Source organism: Pseudomonas sihuiensis, assembly GCF_900106015.1.
In the GTDB taxonomy this organism is placed as follows: domain Bacteria; phylum Pseudomonadota; class Gammaproteobacteria; order Pseudomonadales; family Pseudomonadaceae; genus Aquipseudomonas; species Aquipseudomonas sihuiensis.
In genome coordinates, this window is the sequence record NZ_LT629797.1 from 4,065,795 (window position 1) to 4,087,799 (window position 22,005).

The window sequence follows — 22,005 nt, forward strand, 5'->3', positions numbered from 1 at the left end:
CAAGAAAGTCAGGCGCCAAAGCGTGATGTCACTAGGCTACAATCAGTCGTAGTGCACACGCTCGACCATCATCAGAATCTCGTGATGCCCAGCCCGAAATACGGATATTTCAATGCCACGTCCGCCGCACCTCAACTACCTCTGTCCCCGTCGCCGAGTGCTTGTCCAGCGAGCAGGCACCTTGGCGCGCGTCGCCGATAGGAATCTCGACTGTCTATGAATTATTTCACCGAAACGGCAGCCAATATCCTTGGCAATAAAAAGCTGCGTAGCCCCCAGATCGAGGCCTATATCAAGGCGCAGGAGCATTTCGAGAACTCCAACGAGGATGCACTAATCGTCCTGCCGACAGGGACGGGCAAAAGCGGGCTGATCTCCATCGTACCTTTCGGCCTGGCAAAGGGACGTGTGTTGATCATTACACCAGGCCTGGTCACCAAGCAGAGCATTCGACGGACACAGGAGCTGCTAGAAGACAACTTCTGGATCAATTTCGATGTGATTTTCAGTGCCGAGGATCTGCCGGTCACATGCGAATTTACGTCTGATACCCATCAGGCCAGCCTTGAGCAAGCCCACTTCGTCTATTCGAACATCCAGCAGGTATACAACGAGCGCGGACAGTCACTGACGAAGCGGGTGCCGTCCGACTTCTTCGACCTCATCATCATTGATGAGGGGCACCATGCGCCGGCACGTAGCTGGCAAAAGACCCTGGCCCACTTTTCCAAGGCTAAGAAGATCTTTGTGACTGGTACGCCGTTCCGCGGCGACAACCAAGAAGTGCCAGGAAAACTGATCCATAAGACGCCTCTCTCCGAGGTGATGCGTGATCGGTATGTTAAGTGGCTGAGGAAAGAGACCGTAAATGCTCATGAGCTTTACTTCACCGTCACCGAGCAGCCAGGTGTTCGGCTCTCCAAAGAGCAAGTCCTCGAATTCAAGGACCGAGAGTGGGTAGAGCGCAGCGTAGCCTTGTCTCCAGAATGCTCAATGGACGTAATCAACCTAAGCATTCAGAAACTGGATGAGCTCCGGAAAACCTCTCCGGACGTGCCACACAAGATTCTCGCTGTCGGTTGCAGCATCACCCACGCCGAGGACCTGCGCACCTGGTATCAATCCAAGAACCTGACTGCAGCTGTAGTGCACAGCGACATGGAGTTAGCAGATATCGATGCGGCATTCCGGGTAATCGATAACCACCAGTGCGATGTCGTTATCTCCGTGAACATGTTGATGGAAGGCTACGACCATCGTTACCTCACTGTTCTGGCCCTCTTCCGTCCCTACCGAAGCGAAAATGCCTTCGCACAAATTGTGGGCAGGGTTTTGCGGGCGATCCCAGCCGACGAGATCACGGCTTTTGAGATCGATAACAACGCCGTGGTGATCTATCACCAGGAGACCGGCTTGGATTCGATGTGGACTGCCTTCCAGACTGAGGTTGATCGGGCCAAACACCAGCGCACCCGCGACTACACAATCACGGACGAGGACTACACGCGCAAAGAGCAGAACCTGGGTGGTGTTTCCAGCTCCGAAGCATTTGTGAGTGACCGTGACTCCTACCTTGGAGATCTGGACTTCAACAAGATATTTTCGGAGAAACGGGCCGAAGTCGAGTCCATCGCAACGCAGAAGGTCCAGGCGCTTCCGGGGATTGAGGGCTATGACGCGGATGTTCTTGCACAGCTCAAGAACGTCTTCCTGAGTGCTGAGACAAAGAAAGCAGCTCAGATCATAGACCCCAACCTCGTGGAGAAGCGGCCTGAAATCGCGCGTAAGCAACTCCGCGAGATCCTTACCAAGAAGGCTCAGGACGAGGTCGCAACATTGCTCAGCGATCTGCAAATCGAAGAAAAAGCTTCTACCCTTTATCCGATATTCAAAAACCACCTACCGATGGCGAAACCCAACATGCCTAACGACGGTATACTGGTGAGCTTTATCTACACCAAGCTGGTGAAGAAATTCGGTAGGGTTGCTGACCGTGACAACAGCTCACTGACCAAGTCGATTGAGTACGTGGTAGTGATCATCGATGAATTAAGGAGAATGCTGAAATGAGTCTAGAATCCATCAGAATACTGGTTGATGAGCTCTCGACTCTCCACGTAACCCGTGGCGTTCAGCCCAGCGAACTTATCGACAATCTCTTCGAAGATGACTACGTCGAGTCCTCGGCGCGAAAGACATCGCAGGGGCTGGTGTTCGAGCTGGTCTTCTCGGAGCAAGATGAAGACGGATCGTCGAGCAAGGTCACCATGCGCTATACCTACGATCGCAGCCGTTATCTGGTACTTGTCGAGCAGAAGATGACGGCCAAGCGGTTCAGTACTCAATGGGATCGTACCCACGCCGTCCTGGAGCGGCTCGGCAAACTTGAAGCGCTGCTCGCTGACCAGCTACCGCGAGAGAAAGTCGCCGCAATCCTATCAACCATGCCCCAAGACTACCTTGCCCTTGCCCCGCAACTGCGGCTGGTGGCCTAACCCTAGCCAGTCATTCCACTGCGACCGATGCTCAACCAGCCATGATATCGCCGCAGTGAATCTGCTCGACATACTTGTACTGTTGGCGCTGATGGAAAATTGACCCACCCTGCCGATTGAAATTTGACCCAGGGCGGATTGCTGATTTTGTTACCAGCAACTGTGGATAAGTCTACCAGCGCAGCTGCTTTTGAACCCACTCCCTCGCTGTCCCAGTTCAGCTGTTGAAGACCTGCCACATGCAGCCATGCAGCAGGCCGTCGTCACCATGAAATCAGAACGACTCATCGTCCTCCGGTTCCTGGCCGCCCTTACGCTTTCGCTCCCGTGATTTGATCTTGGCCTGGGCCGCCAAGCTACTGTGTTGCAGGCGATAGGACTCGTTACCGGTTTCGACGATGTGGCAGTGGTGGGTCAGCCGATCCAGCAGGGCGGTGGTCATCTTGGCGTCGCCGAACACGCCCATGGAGATCGCAGCAATTACCCCCTAAACTCTCGGCCATACGCACTCGATTGGGTGCGACCTTCTATTGTGTCGTTATCAGGGATAGTCATCTTGAACCTACGCCCCCTCCTCTGTCTGTGCCTACCGGCCAGCCTGCTACTGGTCGGCTGCGACCAGGCACCCGCCCCCCAGGAACAGGCACCGCGCCTGGTCAAGCTGTTTACCGTGGAAGACCCCGCCAGCGAGCGCCTGCGCGAATTCCCCGCCCGCCTCAAGGCCACCGAGGAAGCCGAGCTGTCCTTTCGCATCGGCGGCCAGCTGAAGACGCTGGAGGTGCGGCAGGGCCAGCCGGTCAAGCGCGGCCAGCTGATTGCCAGCATCGAAGACACCGACCAGCGTCTGCGGGTACGTGATCGCCAGGCCAGCTTCGACCTGGCCAACGCCCAGTTCAAGCGCATTGCTCAACTGCTTGAGCGGCAGATGATTTCCCGCTCCGAATATGACCAGCGCAAGGCCGCCCTCGACTCGGCCAGCGCTGCCCTGAGCCTGGCTCGTCAGGAGCTGGACTACACCCGCATCCTCGCACCCTTCGACGGTGTAGCGGCCAACACCCATGTGGATAACTTCCAGGTGGTGCAGGCCAAGCAACCTATCGTCACCTTGCAGAGCGGCGACAGCCTGGATGTGCTGTTCCAGATGCCGGAAAACCTGCTGACCAACCTGCGCAGTCGTGAAGACAGCGTGGGCTATCACCCCAGCGTGATTCTCGACAGCCTGCCGGATCGCGAATTCGAGGCGGTGTACAAGGAACACAGCACCCAGCCAGACCCCAAGACCCTGACCTATCAGGTCACCCTGTCCATGCCTCGCCCCGAGGAGCTCAACCTGCTGCCGGGCATGAGCGCCACGGTCAAGATCGATTTCGCCAAAATCAGCCGCAACCCGGACAATCGCCTGCTGGTGCCGGTGGAGGCGGTATTCAGCCCGGATAGCGTCGCCGCCGAAGTCAAGCAGGTATGGGTGGCGCGCGAGCAGGACGGCACGTTGCGCCTCACCGCGCGCCAGGTCGAAGTCGGCCAGCTGACCCGTAACGGTATCGAAGTGCTCAGCGGCATCGAGCCCGGCGAGCAGATCGTCGCCGTCGGTGGCGCCGAACTGGAGGAAGGCCAGGCAGTGCGGCCCTGGGTACGCGAGCGGGGGCTGTAAATGGATATCGCCGGTTATTTTATCCAGCGCCGCGTCACCAGCTGGCTGGTCACCCTGGTGCTGGGCATCGGCGGGTTGATGGCCTTTCTCGGCATCGGCCGCCTGGAAGACCCCTCCTTCACCCTGAAAAACGCCATGGTCATCACCAGCTACCCCGGCGCCTCGCCGCAGCAGGTGGAAGAGGAAGTCAGCTATCCCCTGGAAAACGCCATTCAGCAGCTGCCCTCGATCAAGAAGGTCACCTCCATCTCCAGCGCCGGGCTCTCGCAGATCAGCCTGGAGCTGCACAGCCAGTACAAGGCCGAGCAGATCCCGCAGATCTGGGACGAATTGCGGCGCAAGATCAACGACCTGCAGCCCAGCCTGCCACCGGGAGTCAACCCGCCGCAGATCCGCGACGACTTCAGTGATGTATTCGGCTTCTTCCTGCTGGTCACCGGCGAAGGCTACAGCGCCCAGGAGCTGCGCGACTTCGCCGACTACCTGCGCCGTGAACTGGTGTTGCTGCCTGGCGTAGGCAAGGTCAGCCTGGCCGGCGCCCGCCAGGAGCAGGTGCAGGTGGAAATCTCGCGCAGCAAGATGAGCACCCTGGGTATCGCCCCGCAGCGCCTGGCCCAGGTGCTCAGCCAGCAGAACGTGGTGTCCAACGCCGGGCGCATTCTGGTCGGCAGCGAGTCGATCCGCCTGCACCCCACTGGCGAGCTGCAGGATGTGCGCGAGCTGGAGCGCCTGATCATCAGCGACCCGGGCAGCGCGCAGCAGGTCACTCTCGGCGATATCGCCCAGGTCAGCCGCGGCTTTAGCGAAACACCGGGCAACCTCTACCGCATGAACGGCCAGCCGGCCCTGACCCTGGGCGTTTCCTTCGCACCCAAGGTCAACGTGGTGGATGTCGGCGCGACGATCAACGCGCGCCTGGCCGAACTGGACGCCCAGCGCCCGGCCGGTATGCAGTTGCAGGTGTTCTACGACCAGGCCGCCGAAGTGCAGGCCTCGGTGCAGGGTTTCGTGATCAACTTCGTCGCCTCGGTGGCCATCGTGATCGTCGTGCTGCTGATCTTTATGGGCCTGCGCAGCGGCCTGCTGATCGGCCTGATCCTGGCCCTCACGGTGCTCGGCAGCTTTATCTTTATGCGCCTGCTGGGCATCGAGCTGCAGCGCATTTCCCTCGGTGCCCTGGTGATCGCCCTGGGTATGCTGGTGGACAACGCCATCGTTATCGTCGAAGGCATTCTGGTCGGCCGTCAACGCGGCCAGAGCACCCTGGAGGCAGCGCGGGGCATCGTCCGCCAGACCAATCTGCCGCTGCTCGGCGCCACCCTGATCGCCATCATCGCCTTCGCCCCCATCGGCCTGTCGGACGACTCCACCGGCGAGTTCTGCCTGTCGCTGTTCCAGGTGCTGATGATCTCCCTGCTGCTCAGCTGGGTGACTGCCATCACCCTGACGCCGTTCTTCGCCAGCCTGTTCTTCCGCGATAACCAGACCCTGACCGGCCAGGATCAGGGCGACCCCTACGGCGGGGTGATCTTCACCAGCTACCGGCGCCTGCTCGACTTCGCCCTGCACCGCCGTAGCCTCACTCTGGGCATGCTGGTGGTATTGCTGGTGGTGGCCATTGCCGGCTTCGGCAAGGTGCGCCAGAGCTTCTTTCCGCCGTCCAATACGCCGATGTTCTTTATCGACCTGTGGCTACCCCAGGGCACTGATATCCGCTACACCGAGCAGCTGGTGGCCGAACTGGATCAGCATGTACTGGAGCAGGAAGGGGTGACCACGGTCAGCAGCACAATCGGTCAGGGCGCCCTGCGTTTTATCCTCACCTACTCACCGCAGAAGCAGTACCCCAACTACGCTCAGCTGCTGGTGCGCACCGACAACCTGGAGCGCATCGAGCCGCTGATCAACCAGTTGGAACTGCATGTCGCCGAGCAGTACCCGCAGATCAAGCCCAAGTTCAAGCAACTGATGCTCGGCCCCGGCAACGACAGCAAGATCGAGGCGCGCTTCAGCGGCCCCGACCCCGACGAACTGCGCCGCCTGGGAGGCGAGGTCAGCCGTCTGATGCGCCAGGACCCGGTAGCCAATGCAGTGATGCACGACTGGTATGAGCGCACCAAGCTGGTCCGCCCGCAATTCGCCGAGGCCCGCGCCCGCGAACTGGGGGTGGACAAGAGTGAGCTGGATGACCTGCTGCGCATGAGCTTCTCCGGCATGAATGTCGGCCTGTACCGCGACGGCACCCGCCTGCTGCCAATAGTCGCGCGCACCCCGGACAACGAGCGGCTGAATGCCGACAGCCTGAGTGACCTGCAGATCTGGAGCAACGCCCGGGGCGGCTACCTGCCCATCGAACAGGTGCTGCTGGGCTTTAACACCGAGTGGGAAGACCCGCTGATCATGCGTCTGGATCGCAAACGCACGCTCACCGTACAGGCCGATCCTTCCCTGCTCAGCGGCGAAACCGCAGCCCAGCTGTTCCAGCGCCTCAAGCCGCAGATCGAGGCCATCCCCCTGCCCGAGGGTTACAGCCTGGAATGGGGCGGCGAGTATGAAAGCTCCCGCGATGCGCAAGGTGCAGTGTTCGGTAGCCTGCCGCTGGGTTATCTGGTGATGTTTATGATCACCATTTTGCTCTTCGACTCGTTCAAGCGCGCCACCGTGATCTGGCTCACCGTGCCCCTGGCGATGATCGGCGTGACCCTGGGCTTTCTGCTGACCGGCATCCCCTTCGGCTTTATGGCCCTGCTCGGCCTGCTTAGCCTGAGCGGTATGCTGGTGAAGAACGGCATCGTCCTGGTGGACGAAATCCAGCTGCAGCTGGCCAGCGGCAAGGATGCCCTGCAAGCCGTGGAAGACGCCTCGATCAGCCGCGTGCGCCCGGTGGCCATGGCCGCCCTGACCACCATCCTGGGCATGAGCCCGCTGCTGACCGATGCCTTCTTCCAGAGCATGGCGGTGGTGATCATGTTCGGCCTGGGCTTCGCCACCCTGCTGACGCTGGTGGTGCTGCCGGTGCTGTATTGCGTGTTCTACGGGATCAAGGAGCAGGGCGCGGCAGAGGCTTAAGAAGGTGGACAACGCGCAGTTGTCCACCCGCTCTCAAGGTCGACTCAACCCTGCCGGGCGCGTCTAAAACGGCGCCACCCCGAGCGCAGATCATCCACCGCTGGCACCAGAGCCAGGCCTACCAGCAACAACGCCAGCGGTAGGGTGGCGATATAGCCCAGGCCGTTGAAGCCAAAGGCACCGGCAATCCCACCCATAAAGAAATACAGCGCCAGCAGGCTCAACACCTGCAGGCGCTGACGGTCGACCTGGACCCGACCGTGCCTGTCGCCATGGCGGTTCCAGTACAGCAGCTTGCCCAGTTCGATACCGATATCGGTGACGATGCCGGTGATATGGGTGGTGCGGATTTCTGCCCGCGACAACTTGGTGATCAGGGCATTCTGCAGCCCCATGATGAAGCACAGCAGCATCACCGTCAGGGGCACGAACAGCCCCTCGATGGTTGCCAGGGTGGCGCCAAGCAGACCGAAGCACAGCAGCAGTGCCGCCTCACAGAGCAGCGGCAGGGCGTTTTCGCTGTGCAGGCGGCGGCGCTTGGAGTAATTGACCATCAGGGTCGAGGCGATGGCACCCAGGACAAACGACAACACCCCACCCAGCCCACCGAGCACCAGATCATAGGCACCCAGGGCGATATGGTCGGCCATGGCCGAGACAATCCCTGTCATATGCGAGGTGTACTGCTGCACCGCAAGAAAGCCCCCGGCATTGATTGCCCCGGCGACAAAGGCCAGGGCGTAACCCAGATGACGGTTGGCCACGACACTGCGTTTGCGCCCGGTCAGGCGTCGGGCATAGCGGATCGGCATAGGGCACCTAGGTGACGAAGTGGCGCGAGAGACTCACAGATGAATCTCCGCACCTTTGATGCCGAGTTGCCGCAATTCCTCGATCAGACCATTGAGGTCGGCAAAGCACTCCACCTCATCCTGCTCGTCGATCAGAAAGTAGCTGGTACCCGCATCCTTCTTGAACAGCACGATCCACTCCCGGGTATTGCCCGGGTTGGGCATCAGATGGGTATCGAACTGCACGCCAGCGGCGCTTCTGGCCCTTATATCTTCACGTTTCACAAGCGCCCCCTCACTCCACCGTAACGCTTTTTGCCAGATTGCGCGGCTGGTCGACGTCGGTGCCCTTGAGCACGGCAACATAATAGGACAGCAGCTGCAGCGGGATGGTGTAGAGGATCGGCGCCAGCAGGTCGTGAATATGCGGCATGTTCACCACATGGGTGCCCTCGCCGTTGCGCATACCGGCCTGCTGGTCCGCAAAGACGATCAGCTCACCACCACGGGCGCGCACTTCCTGCAGGTTGGACTTGAGCTTCTCCAGCAATTCGTTGTTCGGCGCTACTGTGACCACCGGCATATCGCTGTCGACCAGGGCCAATGGCCCGTGCTTGAGCTCGCCGGCCGGGTAGGCCTCGGCGTGGATATAGGAGATTTCCTTGAGTTTGAGCGCCCCTTCCATGGCCACCGGGTACTGGGCACCGCGACCGAGGAACAGGCTGTGGTGCTTCTCGGAAAACAGTTCGGAGATTTTCTCCACCGTCTTGTCCATGGCCAGGGCTTCGCCCAGGCGGGTTGGCAGGCGCCGTAGCTCTTCCACCAGCTCGGCTTCCAGGGCCTTGTCCAGGCTGCCGTGCACCTGACCCAAGGCCAGGGTCAGCAGCATCAGGCCGACCAATTGGGTGGTAAAGGCCTTGGTCGAAGCTACGCCGATTTCCGGGCCGGCCTGGGTCAGCAGGCACAGGTCGGATTCGCGCACCAGGGAGCTGGTGCCGACGTTGCAGATCACCAGGCTGGCCAGGTAACCGCCCTTGCCCGCTTCATGCTCCTTGGCGTTGCGCAGCGCGGCCAGGGTATCGGCAGTTTCCCCGGACTGGGAAATGCTGACAAACAGGGTGTCCGGCTGCACCACCACCTTGCGGTAGCGAAACTCGCTGGCCACTTCGATCTGGCAGGGAATCCCGGCCAGTTCTTCCAGCCAGTAACGGGCGACCATACCGGCGTGGTAACTGGTGCCACAGGCGACTATCTGCACATTCTTGACCTTGGCGAACAGCTCGGCGGCCTGCGGGCCAAAGGCCTGCACCAGCACGTGATCGCTGCCCAGGCGGCCTTCCAGGGTGCGTTGCACCACCTTGGGCTGCTCATGGATCTCCTTGAGCATGAAGTGGCGGTACTCGCCCTTGTCCGCTGCCTCGGCACCTTCGTGGTACTGCACGGCTTCACGCTGCACCGGATTGCCGGCGGCGTCCCAGATCTGCACACCGTCACGACGGATCTCGGCGATATCGCCTTCTTCCAGGTACATGAAGCGGTCGGTGACCTGGCGCAGGGCCAACTGGTCGGAAGCGAGGAAGTTTTCGCCCAGACCCAGACCGATCACCAGCGGGCTGCCACTGCGCGCGGCGAGCAGGCGGTCCGGTTGCTTGGCGCTGATCACCGCCAGGCCGTAGGCGCCATGCAGTTCCGGGATGGCGGCCTTGAGCGCAGCGCTGAGGTCGCCGAGCTGCTGCAGCTTGTGATCGAGCAGGTGGACGATGGTTTCGGTGTCGGTATCGGAGCTGAAGACATAGCCTAGGCCCTTGAGGCGCTCACGCAGCTCTTCGTGGTTCTCGATGATGCCGTTGTGCACCACGGCCAGCTCGTGCCCGGGCTCTTTACCAGAAAAATGCGGGTGGGCGTTGCGCTCGCTCGGCGCACCGTGGGTGGCCCAACGGGTGTGGGCAATGCCCAGACGCCCCGCCAGCGGCTCGGCTTGCAGCGCGGCCTGCAGTTCGCTGACCTTGCCGACGCGGCGGCGGCGATCCAGTGCGCCCTGCTCGGTCAGAAGCGCCACACCGGCGCTGTCATAGCCGCGATATTCCAGACGCTTGAGGCCTTCGACCAGGACCGGGGTGATATTGCGCTCGGCGATGGCGCCTACGATTCCACACATGGGGCTCTCCTTAGTTTTCCAGCGGCACGAGGATCAGCTGAATGCCGCGCGCGCGTATCTGTTCGGCAGCCTGGGCATCCAGGCGCTCGTCGGTTATCAGGGTATGGAGGCTGCTCCAGGGCAGTTCCAGATTGGGAATGCGCCGGCCGATCTTGTCGCTCTCGACCATGACGATGACTTCACGGGCCACCTCGGCCATCACCCGCGACAGACCGAGCAGCTCGTTGAAGGTGGTGGTACCACGCTCCAGGTCGATGCCATCGGCGCCGATGAACAGCTGGTCGAAGTCGTAGGAGCGCAGCACCTGTTCGGCCACCTGGCCCTGGAAGGATTCCGAGTGCGGGTCCCAGGTGCCACCCGTCATCAGCAGTACCGGCTCGTGCTCGAGTTCGCGCAAGGCATTGGCCACGCCCAGGGAATTGGTCATCACCACCAGGCCGGGCTTGTGGCCGAGCTGCGGGATCATCGCCGCCGTGGTGGTGCCGCTGTCGATGATGATGCGTGCATGCTCGCGAATGCGCGCCACGCCGGCCCGGGCAATCGCCTGCTTGTACGGCGAAATGGGCTGGGTTGGCTCACTGATCAGTTCCTGCGGCACCGGCACCGCGCCGCCATAGCGACGCAGCAGCAGGCCGTTCTTTTCCAGGGCAGCGAGGTCCTTGCGAATGGTCACTTCGCTGGTGGCGAAGTGCTGCGCCAGGGCGTCCACGCTCACTTCGCCCTGCTCGGCGAGCAAGGCGAGGATGGTATGGCGACGTTGCGGCGTGTTGCGCTTCGACATCTTTAAGTTTCGATTCGAAAGATAGTGGCGCGAATCAAAACATATGATCGAAAAGCCCGCAAGCGCCCGCTGGTCAGTTCAGTGTCAGCTTGACCCCGAAGCCAACCAGACACAGCCCCGCCAATTTCTCCAATCCCCGCGCAATACGAGGGTTAGCGCGCATGCGCTCGGCGAGAAAGTGCGTCAGCAGCACGATCAGCAGGCCGTAGAGAAAGGTCAGCGCCATGATGGTCACGGCCATGAAACCGAAAGTAATCAGCCCCTGATGCCGTTGCGGATCGATGAACAGCGGGAAGAAGGCCATGTAGAAGATGATGGCCTTGGGATTGAAGACGGTGATCACCAGCGTTTGCCAGAGGTATTGGCGCGGCTTGATATCCAGCGTCGGCGCTGCACCCGGCTTGGCCAGGATCATTCGCAGGCCAAGGTAGACCAGGTAGGCGGCGCCGAGCCACTGCACGACATGGAAGGCTGTCGGATAAGCCTTGAGCAACGCGGCGACCCCGGCCACCGCCAACCACAGCAGTACCTGGTCGCCAAGCATGATCCCGAAGGTCGAGGCCAGCCCGCCGCGAATGCCGCCCTTGCCGGTGGACAGGATCAACGCCAGGTTACCGGGCCCGGGAATGGCCAGCAGGATGATGAAGGCCACCACGAAGGCGGCGTAATCCGTCACACCGAACATACAGGACTGCCTCCGGCAGGTTATCCACAGGCCTGGTCACCCAGGCTGGATCGGGTTCACTTCTTCGTCGGGCGCTTCCAGCCTTCGATATTGCGCTGCTTGGCCCGACCCACTGCCAGCGTATCCGCCGGCACATCGCTGGTCACTACCGAACCGGCACCGGTGGTCGCACGGTCGCCCAGCGTTACCGGCGCCACCAGCGCACTGTTGGAGCCGATGAAGACGTCCTCGCCCATCACCGTGCGGGATTTGTTGGCACCGTCGTAGTTGCAGGTGATGGTGCCGGCGCCGATGTTGGTTCGCGCACCGATCTCGGCATCGCCCAAGTAGCTCAGGTGGCCGGCCTTGGCACCTTCGCCCAGCACGGCGTTCTTCAGTTCGACGAAGTTACCCACATGGGCCTTGGCGCCCAGTTTGGTACCTGGACGCAGGCGGGCAAACGGACCGCAATCGGCGCCCTCGCCCATCTCGGCACCGTCCAGGTGGCTGTTGGCTTTGACGATGGCGCCCCTGCGCAGCACCGAGTCCTTGATCACGCAGTTCGGGCCGATCTGCACATCATCCTCGATGATCACGCGGCCTTCGAGGATGACGTTGATGTCGATGGTCACGTCGCGGCCGACGCTGACTTCACCACGCACATCGAAGCGATGCGGATCACGCAGGGTGACACCCTGGGCCATCAGGCGACGAGCCATGCGCTGCTGATAATGGCATTCGAGCTGAGCCAGCTGGATGCGGTCGTTGGCGCCGAGCACTTCCATCTCGTCGGCAGCGCGCTCGGTAGCCACCACCAGGCCGTCGGCCACGGCCATGGCGATCACGTCGGTCAGGTAGTACTCGCCCTGGGCGTTACTGTTGGACAGACGCCCCAGCCAATCGGCCAGGCGCTTGCCCGGTACGGCGAGAATGCCGGTGTTGCCCTCGCGGATCTGCCGCTGTGCTTCGCTGGCATCCTTGTGCTCGACGATGGCCTGCACCACGCCAGCCTCATCACGGACGATACGGCCATAGCCGGTCGGGTCAGCCAGTTCGACGGTGAGCAGGCCGAGCTGATCATCGCTGACCAGGGCCAGCAGGCGCTGCAGGGTAGCCGTTTCGATCAGCGGCACGTCGCCATAGAGAATCAGCACGCGCTCGGCGCTGAGCTGCGGCAGAGCCTGGGCCACGGCGTGGCCGGTGCCGAGCTGCTCGGCCTGGATGACGAAATTCAGGTCATCGGCGGCCAGGCGCTCACGCACGGTGTCGGCGCCGTGGCCGATTACCACCTGGATGCTCTGCGGCTGCAGGCTGCGTGCGGTGTCGATGACATGCCCGAGCATGGGTTTGTCGGCGACCGGGTGCAGTACCTTGGGCAGCGCCGAACGCATGCGCGTGCCCTGGCCAGCGGCAAGAATGACGATATCCAGACTCATAGAAAGCTCCTTGCTGGGCAAGAGTTGGCCGCGGCCAGAGGGCCGCGCGAAGAAAGCGCTATTTTGCCAGAAACGTAAAGGGGCGACCTAAGTCGCCCCTTTACGTGATACCGCGATACGCGATCAGCGGATGCGGCCGCCGAACTTCTTGCGCATCTCTTCGATGGTGCGCAGCTGGGCAGCTGCCTCGGCCAGGCGTGCTGCCGCACTGCCGTAGTCGAACTCGGTGCCCTTTTCGCTCAGCGCCTTCTCGGCCGCCTTGCGCGCCTCGATGGCGGCGGCTTCATCCAGGTCGCCGGCGCGAACAGCGGTGTCGGCAAGTACCTTCACCATGCTCGGCTGAACTTCCAGGAAGCCACCGGAGATGTAGAACACCTCCTCGGTGCCACCCTGCTTGATCACTCGCACCGGACCCGGCTTGAGATCGGTCAGCAGCGGGGTGTGGCCCGGCAGGATACCCAAGTCACCCAGGTGACCGTGGGCGATGACCATTTCCACCAGCCCCGAGAACAGCTCTTCTTCCGCACTGACGATATCGCAGTGGACTGACATAGCCATAACAATGCCTCGGTTGAGAGGCCGGATTGGGCTACTGCCCGCTCCGGCCCGGACGCCCCCTAGAGGGCGCACCCGTTACTTACAGTTTCTTGGCTTTCTCGATGGCTTCGTCGATGCCGCCTACCATGTAGAACGCTTGTTCCGGCAGGTGGTCGTAGTCGCCTTTGAGAATGCCGCTGAAGCCGGCAATGGTGTCCTTCAGGGAAACGTACTTGCCCGGGGCACCGGTGAAGACTTCAGCCACGAAGAACGGCTGGGACAGGAAGCGCTGGATCTTACGAGCGCGCGATACCAGCTGTTTGTCGTCTTCGGACAGTTCGTCCATACCCAGGATCGCGATGATGTCCTTCAGCTCCTTGTAGCGCTGCAGAACATACTGAACGCCACGAGCGGTCTCGTAGTGCTCCTGGCCGATCACGTTCGGGTCCAGCTGACGGCTGGTGGAGTCCAGCGGGTCAACGGCCGGGTAGATACCCAGGGAAGCGATGTCACGGCTCAGTACGACGGTGGCGTCCAAGTGGGCGAAGGTGGTCGCCGGGCTCGGGTCGGTCAGGTCGTCCGCAGGTACGTATACAGCCTGGATCGAGGTGATCGAGCCTTTCTTGGTGGAGGTAATACGCTCCTGCAGAACGCCCATCTCCTCGGCCAGGGTCGGCTGGTAACCTACTGCCGACGGCATACGGCCGAGCAGTGCGGATACTTCGGTACCGGCGAGGGTGTAACGGTAGATGTTGTCGACGAACAACAGAACGTCACGACCTTCGTCACGGAACTTCTCGGCCATGGTAAGGCCGGTCAGTGCTACGCGCAGACGGTTGCCTGGTGGCTCGTTCATCTGACCGTAGACCAGGGCTACCTTGTCGAGAACGTTGGAGTCCTTCATCTCGTGGTAGAAGTCGTTACCCTCACGAGTACGCTCACCCACACCGGCGAACACGGAATAACCGCTGTGCTCGATGGCGATGTTACGGATCAGTTCCATCATGTTCACGGTCTTGCCGACACCGGCACCACCGAACAGACCGACTTTACCACCCTTGGCGAACGGGCAGACCAGGTCGATAACCTTGATGCCAGTTTCCAGCAGCTCGTTGGAGCCAGCCTGTTCGGCATAGCTCGGCGCAGGGCGGTGGATTTCCCACTGCTCTTCTTCACCGATGGGGCCGGCTTCGTCGATCGGGTTGCCCAGCACGTCCATGATCCGGCCCAGGGTCGCTTTACCGACCGGTACGGAGATGGCCTTGCCAGAGCTGTTGACGTCCAGGCCACGCTTGAGGCCTTCGGTCGAACCCATCGCAATGGTACGTACCACACCGTCGCCCAGCTGCTGCTGAACTTCCAGGGTGGTTTCGGCGCCAACTACTTTCAGCGCTTCATAAACACTCGGCACCTTGTCACGCGGGAATTCCACGTCGATGACGGCGCCGATGATTTGAACGATACGTCCGCTACTCATCTTTGGTTCCTCTGAATATTTGAACCGTTCTTAAACCGCGGCAGCGCCGCCGACGATTTCCGAAATTTCCTGGGTGATCGCTGCCTGACGTGCCTTGTTGTAAACCAGCTGCAGGTCTTTGATGAGCTCACCGGCGTTGTCGGTTGCGTTCTTCATCGCGATCATCCGCGCAGCCTGTTCGCACGCGCTGTTCTCGACCACGGACTGATAGACCTGCGACTCGACGTAGCGTACCAGCAGCGCATCCAGCAATTGCTGGGCGTCCGGCTCGTACACGTAGTCCCACAGACCTTTCTGTACGCCTTGCGCATCGCTCGCGGCCAACGGCAACAACTGCTGCACTTCCGGCTTCTGCGTCATGGTGTTGACGAACTTGTTCGACACCAGATACAGACGGTCGATACGGCCCTCGGCGTAGGCATCCAGCACGACCTTGACGCTACCGATCAGGTCGTTGATGGACGGCTCTTCACCCAGCTTGCTGATGGCGGCAACCACGTTGCCCCCGTTGCTGCGGAAGAAGCTCGCGCCCTTGCTGCCCACCACGCAGAAATCAGCCTCGACCTTCTGGTCGCGCCATTCCTTCAGGCTTCTGAGCAGCGCCTTGAACAGGTTGATGTTCAAGCCACCACACAGACCACGGTCCGAGGTCACCACGATATAACCGACGCGCTTTACATCACGCTCCACCATGAACGAGTGGCGGTATTCCGGGTTCGCCTTGGCCAGGTGACCAATCACCTGACGAATACGCTCGGCGTAGGGGCGACCGGCAGCCATGCGCTGTTGAGCCTTGCGCATTTTGCTGACCGCCACTTTTTCCATGGCGCTGGTGATCTTTTGCGTGCTTTTGATGCTCGCAATCTTGCTGCGAATCTCTTTTGCGCCTGCCATTTCACACCTTTTGGTTCAAGCAGGCGGGGGCCGAAGCCCCCGCTGCGGTTACCAGGTTTGGGTGGCCTTGAACTTCTCGATACCGGCTTTCAGGCCAGCGTCGATTTCGTCGTTGAAGTCACCCTTCTCGTTGATCTTCGCCATCAGGTCGGCGTGATCACGCTTGAAGAAGGCGATCAGGGCCTGCTCGAAGCTGATGATCTTGGCGACTTCGACGTCCTGCAGGAAGCCACGCTCGGCTGCGTACAGGGACACCGACATTTCGGCAATGGACATCGGCGCATACTGCTTCTGCTTCATCAGCTCGGTTACGCGCTGACCATGCTCGAGCTGCTTGCGGGTGGCTTCGTCCAGGTCAGAAGCGAACTGGGCGAATGCTGCCAGTTCACGGTACTGAGCCAGAGCGGTACGGATACCACCGGAAAGCTTCTTGATGATCTTGGTCTGTGCAGCACCACCCACGCGGGATACCGAGATACCGGCGTTGACGGCCGGACGGATACCCGAGTTGAACATGGCCGATTCCAGGAAGATCTGACCGTCGGTGATCGAGATCACGTTGGTCGGAACGAACGCGGAAACGTCACCGGCCTGGGTTTCGATGATCGGCAGAGCGGTCAGGGAACCGGTCTTGCCCTTCACGGCGCCATTGGTGAACTTCTCGACGTACTCTTCGGAAACGCGGGAAGCGCGCTCCAGCAGACGGCTGTGGAGATAGAACACGTCGCCCGGGTAGGCTTCACGGCCTGGCGGACGGCGCAGCAGCAGGGAGATCTGACGGTAGGCAACGGCCTGCTTGGACAGGTCGTCGTACACAATCAAGGCATCTTCACCGCGGTCGCGGAAGTATTCACCCATGGTGCAACCGGAGTACGGCGCGAGGAACTGCAGGGCAGCGGATTCGGAAGCCGAAGCTGCAACCACGATGGTATTGGCCAGGGCGCCAGCTTCTTCCAGCTTGCGTACCACGTTGGCAATGGTCGATTGCTTCTGACCAATGGCGACGTAGACGCAACGGATGCCGCTGTCTTTCTGGTTGATGATGGCGTCGACGGCCAGAGCAGTCTTACCGATCTGACGGTCACCGATGATCAGCTCACGCTGACCACGGCCTACCGGGATCATGGCATCGACCGACTTGTAACCGGTCTGCACCGGCTGGTCGACCGACTTGCGCCAGATCACGCCCGGCGCAACCTTTTCAACGGCGTCAGTAGCGGCGGCGTTGATCGGGCCTTTGCCATCGATCGGGTTGCCCAGTGCGTCAACGACGCGACCCAGCAGCTCCGGACCAACCGGAACTTCCAGGATGCGACCGGTGCACTTGGCGCTCATGCCTTCGGCGAGGGTCAGGTAACCACCCAGTACTACGGCACCTACGGAGTCTTGCTCCAGGTTCAGGGCCATGCCATACACGCCACCAGGGAATTCGATCATCTCACCGTACATGACGTCGGCGAGGCCGTAGATGCGCACGATACCGTCGGAAACGCTGACGATGGTGCCTTCATTACGGGCTTGAGCGGATACATCAAGCGACTCAATGCGCTGCTTGATGATTTCGCTAATTTCGGAAGGATTCAATTGCTGCATGCCAGTTCCCTCAAATCAGGATTTCAACGCTTCGGCCAGCTTGTTCAGCTTGCCGCGGACCGAACCGTCGATGACCAGGTCACCTGCACGAATGACAACACCGCCGATCAGGGCGGGATTGACCACGGGCGTGGGCTGGACGGTGCGATCGAGCCGCTTGGAAAGGGCGGCAGCCAGAGTTTGCAATTGCTCAGCACTGAGCTCGAAAGCCGACTCGACCTCGACATCGAGGGCGCGTTCGGCTTCAGCCTTCAGCACAGCGAATTGTTCGCGTACTACCGGCAACAGCGACAGTCGGTCGTTGCTGCCCAGCGAGCGCAGGAAGTTGCTGAACGAAGCATCGATGTGACCGGCACAGAGCTGCGCCAGCACATTGACTTTCTGCTCATCGGTCAACGCCGGGTTGACCAACTGCTGAGCCATGGCCGGCGCTTGAACCGCGGCCGCGGACAGCGACAGCATGTTCAGCCAGGCATCGGCCTGCTGTGCAGCACTGGCAAACTCAAACGCAGCTTTCGCGTAGGGCCGAGCGAGCGTGTTGGTATTGATCATCGCGAGCCTCGCTTAGAGTTGAGAGGCCAGTTTTGCGACCAGATCGTTGTGCGCAGCGCCGTCCACGGAGGACTGCAGGATCTGCTCGGCGCCGGTGACAGCCAGAGCTGCTACCTGCGAACGCAGTTGATCCTTGGCACGGTTCACTTCCAGATCGATTTCGGCTTTGGCGCCAGCGATCAGCTTTTCACCTTCGGAGCGGGCCTGGGCCTTGGCTTCTTCGACGATTGCGTTGGCGGTCTTGTTCGCCCGATCGAGAATCTCGGCAGCTTGCTCTTTGGTTTCACGAAGCATCTGGGCAGCGCGTTCCTGGGCCAACTGCAGATCGCGCTCAGCGCGCCCGGCAGCATCCAGACCTTCTGCGATTTTCTTCTGGCGTTCCTGCATGGCCAGCGTCAGCGGCGGCCATACGAACTTCATGCAGAACCAGACGAAAATAGCGAAGGCAATCGTTTGACCGAACAGGGTCAGGTTAATGTTCACAGCGATTTACCTCGTGCTATCTCGTGTTCAGGGAAGAAAAGCCTGAAGAGGCAGCACTCATCATGCTGCCTCGAACTCAGGAACTCTTAACCCGCGACAACGAAGATCAGGTACATCGCGATACCAACACCGATCATCGGAACGGCGTCGAGCAGACCGGCCATCAGGAAGGTCTTGGTTTGCAGCTGCGGGCCCAGCTCAGGCTGGCGAGCGGTGGATTCCAGCAGCTTGCCGCCCAGCAGGGCGAAGCCGATACCGGTACCCAGGGCACCCAGACCGATCATGATGGCAGCGGCGATGTAGACGAGTTCCATAGTTAGCTCCAGAGTTTTTAGAGGTTAAGGTTACGAGTTAGGGGTTTTCGGGTTTTTCGATGTTGATCAGTGGTGATCTTCGTGCGCAGCACTCAGATAAACCACGGTCAGCACCATGAAAATGAACGCCTGCAGCGGAATGACCAGGATGTGGAAGATAGCCCATGGCACGTTGAGACCCCACTGAACGTAGAAGGGCAGCAGCGCGATCAGGATAAACACCACTTCACCGGCATACATGTTGCCGAACAGACGCAGGGCCAGGCTCAACGGCTTGGTCAGCAGGCCGATGATTTCCAGGAACAGGTTGAAAGGAATCAGCGCCCAGTGATTGAACGGGGTGAACGACAGTTCCTTGGTAAAGCCACCGATACCCTTGACCTTGATGCTGTAGAAGATGATCAGCAGGAACACGCCCAGGGAGATACCGAAGGTACCGTTAGGGTCGGCGGTGGGGACGATCTTGAAGTACGGCAGGCCCATGGCATGGGCCAGGCCAGGAATGTAGTCGACCGGGATCCACTTCAGGCTGTTCATCAGGAACACCCAGACGAAGATGGTCAGGGCCAGCGGCGCAACCAGCGGGTTCTTGCCGTGGAAGGTGTCCTTGACGATGCCCTGGACGAACTCGATGCACATCTCGGCCATGTTCTGCAGGCCGGTCGGTACGCCGGTAACGGCGCGCTTGGCGGCAATGCGGAACAGGGTGATGAAGATCAGGCCCATGAACAGGGACCAGCCCAGGGTGTCCACATGGACAGCCCAGAAGCCCATCGCTTTCACCTCTTCCGGGGTCTGGGCAATGATCCAGCCCTTATCCGGGTGAGAGCCGTAGACCAGGTTCTGCAGGTGATGCTGGATATATTCTGCTGGGGTATCAGCCATAAACGCCTCAAACGGTCCAATGCTTCAGAAAACTTTCATGAGTAGGGGGGCACAGGCTGCAGCCAGAAGGCCAAGCAGATAACCGATGAACAGCTGCATCGGTGCAAGTGGTTCAACCCCTACGAACGCCAGTGCAAACAGCACTGCCGTGATAATCCATTTACCCATGGCCCCGGCCCAGATCGACTGGACGATGGCTCGGGCCGAACGCGCGCCAAAGTAACGAAAGGCCTTGAATGCGAAATACGCGTTGGCCAGCAGGGCGATCAGCCCTCCCAGCAATGCCGAATAGGCCGCGACCCATCCGCCACTGACGGCAAAAATCACTGCAATCACAGCTGTCACGATGGCCTGAAGAATCAGGATCGGAAAACCTGGCTGACGATGAAACGGGACCTTACTGGGGATGCCCATCGACCTCTCCCTGCAAGGCGCCGAAACCCGGCCTGTAGCCGACAAAATTGCGCGGCGAGTATAGGGTTCAGCCTGCGCCCGATCAACCTTGCTGTAGTAGGAGAGAAGTAGGACTACAGACTGAATTGTTTCAACGAATGTGCGCCAGTACACCCTGCAATTCGTCGAGGGAGTTGTAGCGAATCACCAACTGCCCTTTGCCCTTGCTGCCGTGCTTGATCTGTACGGGCGAGCCCAGGCGCTCTGCGAGCTTCTGCTCCAGGCGGCTGATGTCCGGGTCGGCCTTGGCTTTGGCCGGGGCAGGTTTGGCGCTCAGCCACTGGCGCACCAGAGCCTCGGTCTGACGAACGGTCAGGCCACGTGCGACAACATGTCGCGCGGCTTCGACCTGCTGTTCGAGGGGCAAACCGAGCAGGGCACGGGCATGTCCCATCTCCAGATCGCCGTGGGAAAGCAGGGTCTTGATCTCCTCCGGCAAGGCGATCAGGCGTAGCAGGTTGGTGATGGTGACACGGGATTTACCCACGGCATCGGCGACCTGTTGCTGAGTCAGCTCGAATTCCTGCTGCAGGCGCTGCAGGGCGACGGCTTCCTCGATCGGGTTGAGGTCCTCGCGCTGGATGTTCTCGATCAGCGCCATGGCGATCGCCGCTTCATCCGGCAGCTCACGGACCATGGCCGGAATCTTGTCCTGACCGGCCAGCTGGCTGGCCCGCCAACGGCGTTCACCGGCGACGATCTCGAAACGACCACCGCCGATGGGGCGCAGGACGATGGGCTGCATCACACCCTGGGCACGAATGGAGGCGGCGAGCTCTTCCAGAGCGGTCTGGTCCATGTCACGACGCGGCTGGTACTTGCCACGCTGGATCAGCTCCAGGGGCACGTATTGCAGTTCACGGGTGTCGACCTGGGCGGCCTCTTCCTGCAGTGCATTGACGGTGTTGCCGCCGAGCAGTGCGTCCAGACCTCGACCCAGACCTCGTTTCTTCGCAGCCATGCGGATGTTCCTTAAGCGGTAGCGGTTTTCGCGGCGGCGCGCTGACGGCGCACCAGCTCGCCGGCCAAGGCCAGGTAGGCGATGGCCCCACGGGATTGTTTGTCGTAGACCAGCGCCGGCATGCCGAAGCTCGGTGCTTCGGCCAGGCGCACGTTGCGCGGGATCACTGCGTCATACAGCTTGTCGCCGAAGTGCTGCTTGAGCTGAGCCGTGACGTCGTTGGTCAGGCTGATGCGCGGGTCGTACATGGTGCGCAGCAGACCTTCGATCTGCAGCTTGGGATTGAGCAGTTGAGCGATGCGCTGGATGCTGTTGACCAGATCGGACAGCCCCTCGAGCGCGTAGTACTCGCACTGCATGGGGATGATCACGCCATCGGCGGCGACCAGGGCGTTGATGGTCAGCATGTTCAACGAAGGCGGGCAGTCGATGAGGATGTAGTCGTAGTTCTCGCGGATCGGCGCCAGGGCATAACGCAGGCGGCTTTCCTTCATCTTCATTTCCAGCAGGGCGACTTCCGCGGCGGTCAGGTCACGGTTGGCCGGCAGTAACTGGTAGCCGCCATGCTCGGAGAATTGCATGGCCTGGCTCAGGTCGCACTCGCCGATCAGCACGTCGTAGATCGAGTGCTCAAGACCGTGTTTGTCGACACCGCTGCCCATGGTCGCGTTGCCCTGCGGGTCGAGGTCGATCAACAGCACGCGGCGCTTGGTCGCCACCAGTGAAGCGGCCAGGTTGATGCACGTCGTGGTTTTGCCCACGCCGCCTTTCTGATTGGCGATCGCGAATACCTTGGCCATCTTCTTTCCCC

The 22,005-nt window shown here is 60.8% G+C and carries 21 protein-coding genes and 1 pseudogene; 4 read left to right on the forward strand and 18 right to left on the reverse strand.

The window, feature by feature from the left end; genetic code table 11:
* Positions 1 to 216: 216 nt before the first annotated feature.
* Both BLT86_RS19110 and BLT86_RS19115 read left to right on the forward strand, forming a co-directional pair.
* On the forward strand, positions 217 to 2,070 hold the full coding sequence (locus BLT86_RS19110; protein WP_090335907.1) for a DEAD/DEAH box helicase: 1,854 nt from the start codon (positions 217 to 219) through the stop codon (positions 2,068 to 2,070).
* Positions 2,067 to 2,495, forward strand: coding sequence for a hypothetical protein (locus BLT86_RS19115; protein WP_055986080.1), 429 nt, complete (start codon positions 2,067 to 2,069; stop codon positions 2,493 to 2,495). Before BLT86_RS19110 ends, BLT86_RS19115 begins: the two co-directional genes overlap by 4 nt.
* A 274-nt stretch (positions 2,496 to 2,769) precedes the next feature.
* On the opposite strand, the pseudogene BLT86_RS19120 reads toward BLT86_RS19115, so the two are convergent.
* A pseudogene (locus BLT86_RS19120) lies at positions 2,770 to 2,955 on the reverse strand (ATP-binding protein); the annotation flags it as partial.
* Between the two features lie 96 nt (positions 2,956 to 3,051).
* Here BLT86_RS19120 and BLT86_RS19125 point away from each other — a divergent pair.
* On the forward strand, positions 3,052 to 4,146 hold the full coding sequence (locus BLT86_RS19125; RefSeq protein ID WP_055986078.1) for an efflux RND transporter periplasmic adaptor subunit: 1,095 nt from the start codon (positions 3,052 to 3,054) through the stop codon (positions 4,144 to 4,146).
* Positions 4,147 to 7,215, forward strand: coding sequence for an efflux RND transporter permease subunit (locus BLT86_RS19130; RefSeq protein WP_055986075.1), 3,069 nt, complete (start codon positions 4,147 to 4,149; stop codon positions 7,213 to 7,215). It abuts the gene before it with no gap.
* Positions 7,216 to 7,259: 44 nt separating this feature from the next.
* Here BLT86_RS19130 and BLT86_RS19135 read toward each other — a convergent pair whose 3' ends face one another.
* The 17 genes from BLT86_RS19135 to BLT86_RS19215 form a co-directional block, all read right to left on the reverse strand.
* Positions 7,260 to 8,027, reverse strand: coding sequence for a YoaK family protein (locus BLT86_RS19135; RefSeq protein ID WP_055986072.1), 768 nt, complete (start codon positions 8,025 to 8,027; stop codon positions 7,260 to 7,262).
* Between the two features lie 33 nt (positions 8,028 to 8,060).
* On the reverse strand, positions 8,061 to 8,291 hold the full coding sequence (locus BLT86_RS19140; protein WP_055986069.1) for a hypothetical protein: 231 nt from the start codon (positions 8,289 to 8,291) through the stop codon (positions 8,061 to 8,063).
* A gap of 10 nt (positions 8,292 to 8,301) precedes the next feature.
* Positions 8,302 to 10,164, reverse strand: coding sequence for a glutamine--fructose-6-phosphate transaminase (isomerizing) (glmS, locus tag BLT86_RS19145; RefSeq protein ID WP_092379018.1), 1,863 nt, complete (start codon positions 10,162 to 10,164; stop codon positions 8,302 to 8,304).
* A gap of 10 nt (positions 10,165 to 10,174) precedes the next feature.
* Positions 10,175 to 10,945 (reverse strand): DeoR/GlpR family DNA-binding transcription regulator, encoded by a 771-nt coding sequence (locus BLT86_RS19150; protein ID WP_092379021.1) that lies wholly within the window; start codon positions 10,943 to 10,945, stop codon positions 10,175 to 10,177.
* Between the two features lie 73 nt (positions 10,946 to 11,018).
* The gene (locus BLT86_RS19155; protein WP_092379025.1) at positions 11,019 to 11,630 is read right to left on the reverse strand and encodes a LysE family transporter; all 612 of its coding nucleotides are present in this window, start codon (positions 11,628 to 11,630) and stop codon (positions 11,019 to 11,021) included.
* A gap of 56 nt (positions 11,631 to 11,686) precedes the next feature.
* Entirely contained in the window at positions 11,687 to 13,045 is a 1,359-nt protein-coding gene (glmU, locus tag BLT86_RS19160; RefSeq protein WP_092379028.1) for a bifunctional UDP-N-acetylglucosamine diphosphorylase/glucosamine-1-phosphate N-acetyltransferase GlmU, read from the reverse strand.
* A gap of 123 nt (positions 13,046 to 13,168) precedes the next feature.
* The gene (locus tag BLT86_RS19165) at positions 13,169 to 13,603 is read right to left on the reverse strand and encodes a F0F1 ATP synthase subunit epsilon (protein ID WP_003465090.1); all 435 of its coding nucleotides are present in this window, start codon (positions 13,601 to 13,603) and stop codon (positions 13,169 to 13,171) included.
* 79 nt (positions 13,604 to 13,682) lie between these two features.
* A complete protein-coding gene (atpD, locus tag BLT86_RS19170) occupies positions 13,683 to 15,059 on the reverse strand; it encodes a F0F1 ATP synthase subunit beta (protein ID WP_064493638.1) in 1,377 nt (458 codons plus the stop codon).
* Between the two features lie 30 nt (positions 15,060 to 15,089).
* A complete protein-coding gene (gene atpG / locus BLT86_RS19175) occupies positions 15,090 to 15,953 on the reverse strand; it encodes a F0F1 ATP synthase subunit gamma (RefSeq protein WP_072425164.1) in 864 nt (287 codons plus the stop codon).
* Between the two features lie 48 nt (positions 15,954 to 16,001).
* Positions 16,002 to 17,546, reverse strand: coding sequence for a F0F1 ATP synthase subunit alpha (atpA, locus tag BLT86_RS19180; RefSeq protein WP_021487437.1), 1,545 nt, complete (start codon positions 17,544 to 17,546; stop codon positions 16,002 to 16,004).
* A 15-nt stretch (positions 17,547 to 17,561) separates the two neighbouring features.
* Complete coding sequence (locus BLT86_RS19185) at positions 17,562 to 18,098, reverse strand: F0F1 ATP synthase subunit delta (protein WP_074677173.1); 537 nt, start codon at positions 18,096 to 18,098, stop codon at positions 17,562 to 17,564.
* A gap of 12 nt (positions 18,099 to 18,110) precedes the next feature.
* Complete coding sequence (locus BLT86_RS19190; protein WP_072425161.1) at positions 18,111 to 18,581, reverse strand: F0F1 ATP synthase subunit B; 471 nt, start codon at positions 18,579 to 18,581, stop codon at positions 18,111 to 18,113.
* Between the two features lie 86 nt (positions 18,582 to 18,667).
* Positions 18,668 to 18,895, reverse strand: coding sequence for a F0F1 ATP synthase subunit C (gene atpE, locus BLT86_RS19195; protein WP_003241387.1), 228 nt, complete (start codon positions 18,893 to 18,895; stop codon positions 18,668 to 18,670).
* A 66-nt stretch (positions 18,896 to 18,961) separates the two neighbouring features.
* Positions 18,962 to 19,780, reverse strand: coding sequence for a F0F1 ATP synthase subunit A (atpB, locus tag BLT86_RS19200; RefSeq protein ID WP_021487440.1), 819 nt, complete (start codon positions 19,778 to 19,780; stop codon positions 18,962 to 18,964).
* Between the two features lie 24 nt (positions 19,781 to 19,804).
* Positions 19,805 to 20,194 carry a F0F1 ATP synthase subunit I gene (locus BLT86_RS19205; RefSeq protein WP_045733559.1) on the reverse strand — a complete coding sequence of 130 codons (390 nt, stop codon included), beginning with the start codon at positions 20,192 to 20,194 and terminating at the stop codon, positions 19,805 to 19,807.
* Between the two features lie 130 nt (positions 20,195 to 20,324).
* Positions 20,325 to 21,194 (reverse strand): ParB/RepB/Spo0J family partition protein, encoded by an 870-nt coding sequence (locus tag BLT86_RS19210; protein ID WP_017676268.1) that lies wholly within the window; start codon positions 21,192 to 21,194, stop codon positions 20,325 to 20,327.
* Between the two features lie 11 nt (positions 21,195 to 21,205).
* Complete coding sequence (locus BLT86_RS19215; protein WP_017676269.1) at positions 21,206 to 21,994, reverse strand: ParA family protein; 789 nt, start codon at positions 21,992 to 21,994, stop codon at positions 21,206 to 21,208.
* Positions 21,995 to 22,005: the final 11 nt, after the last annotated feature.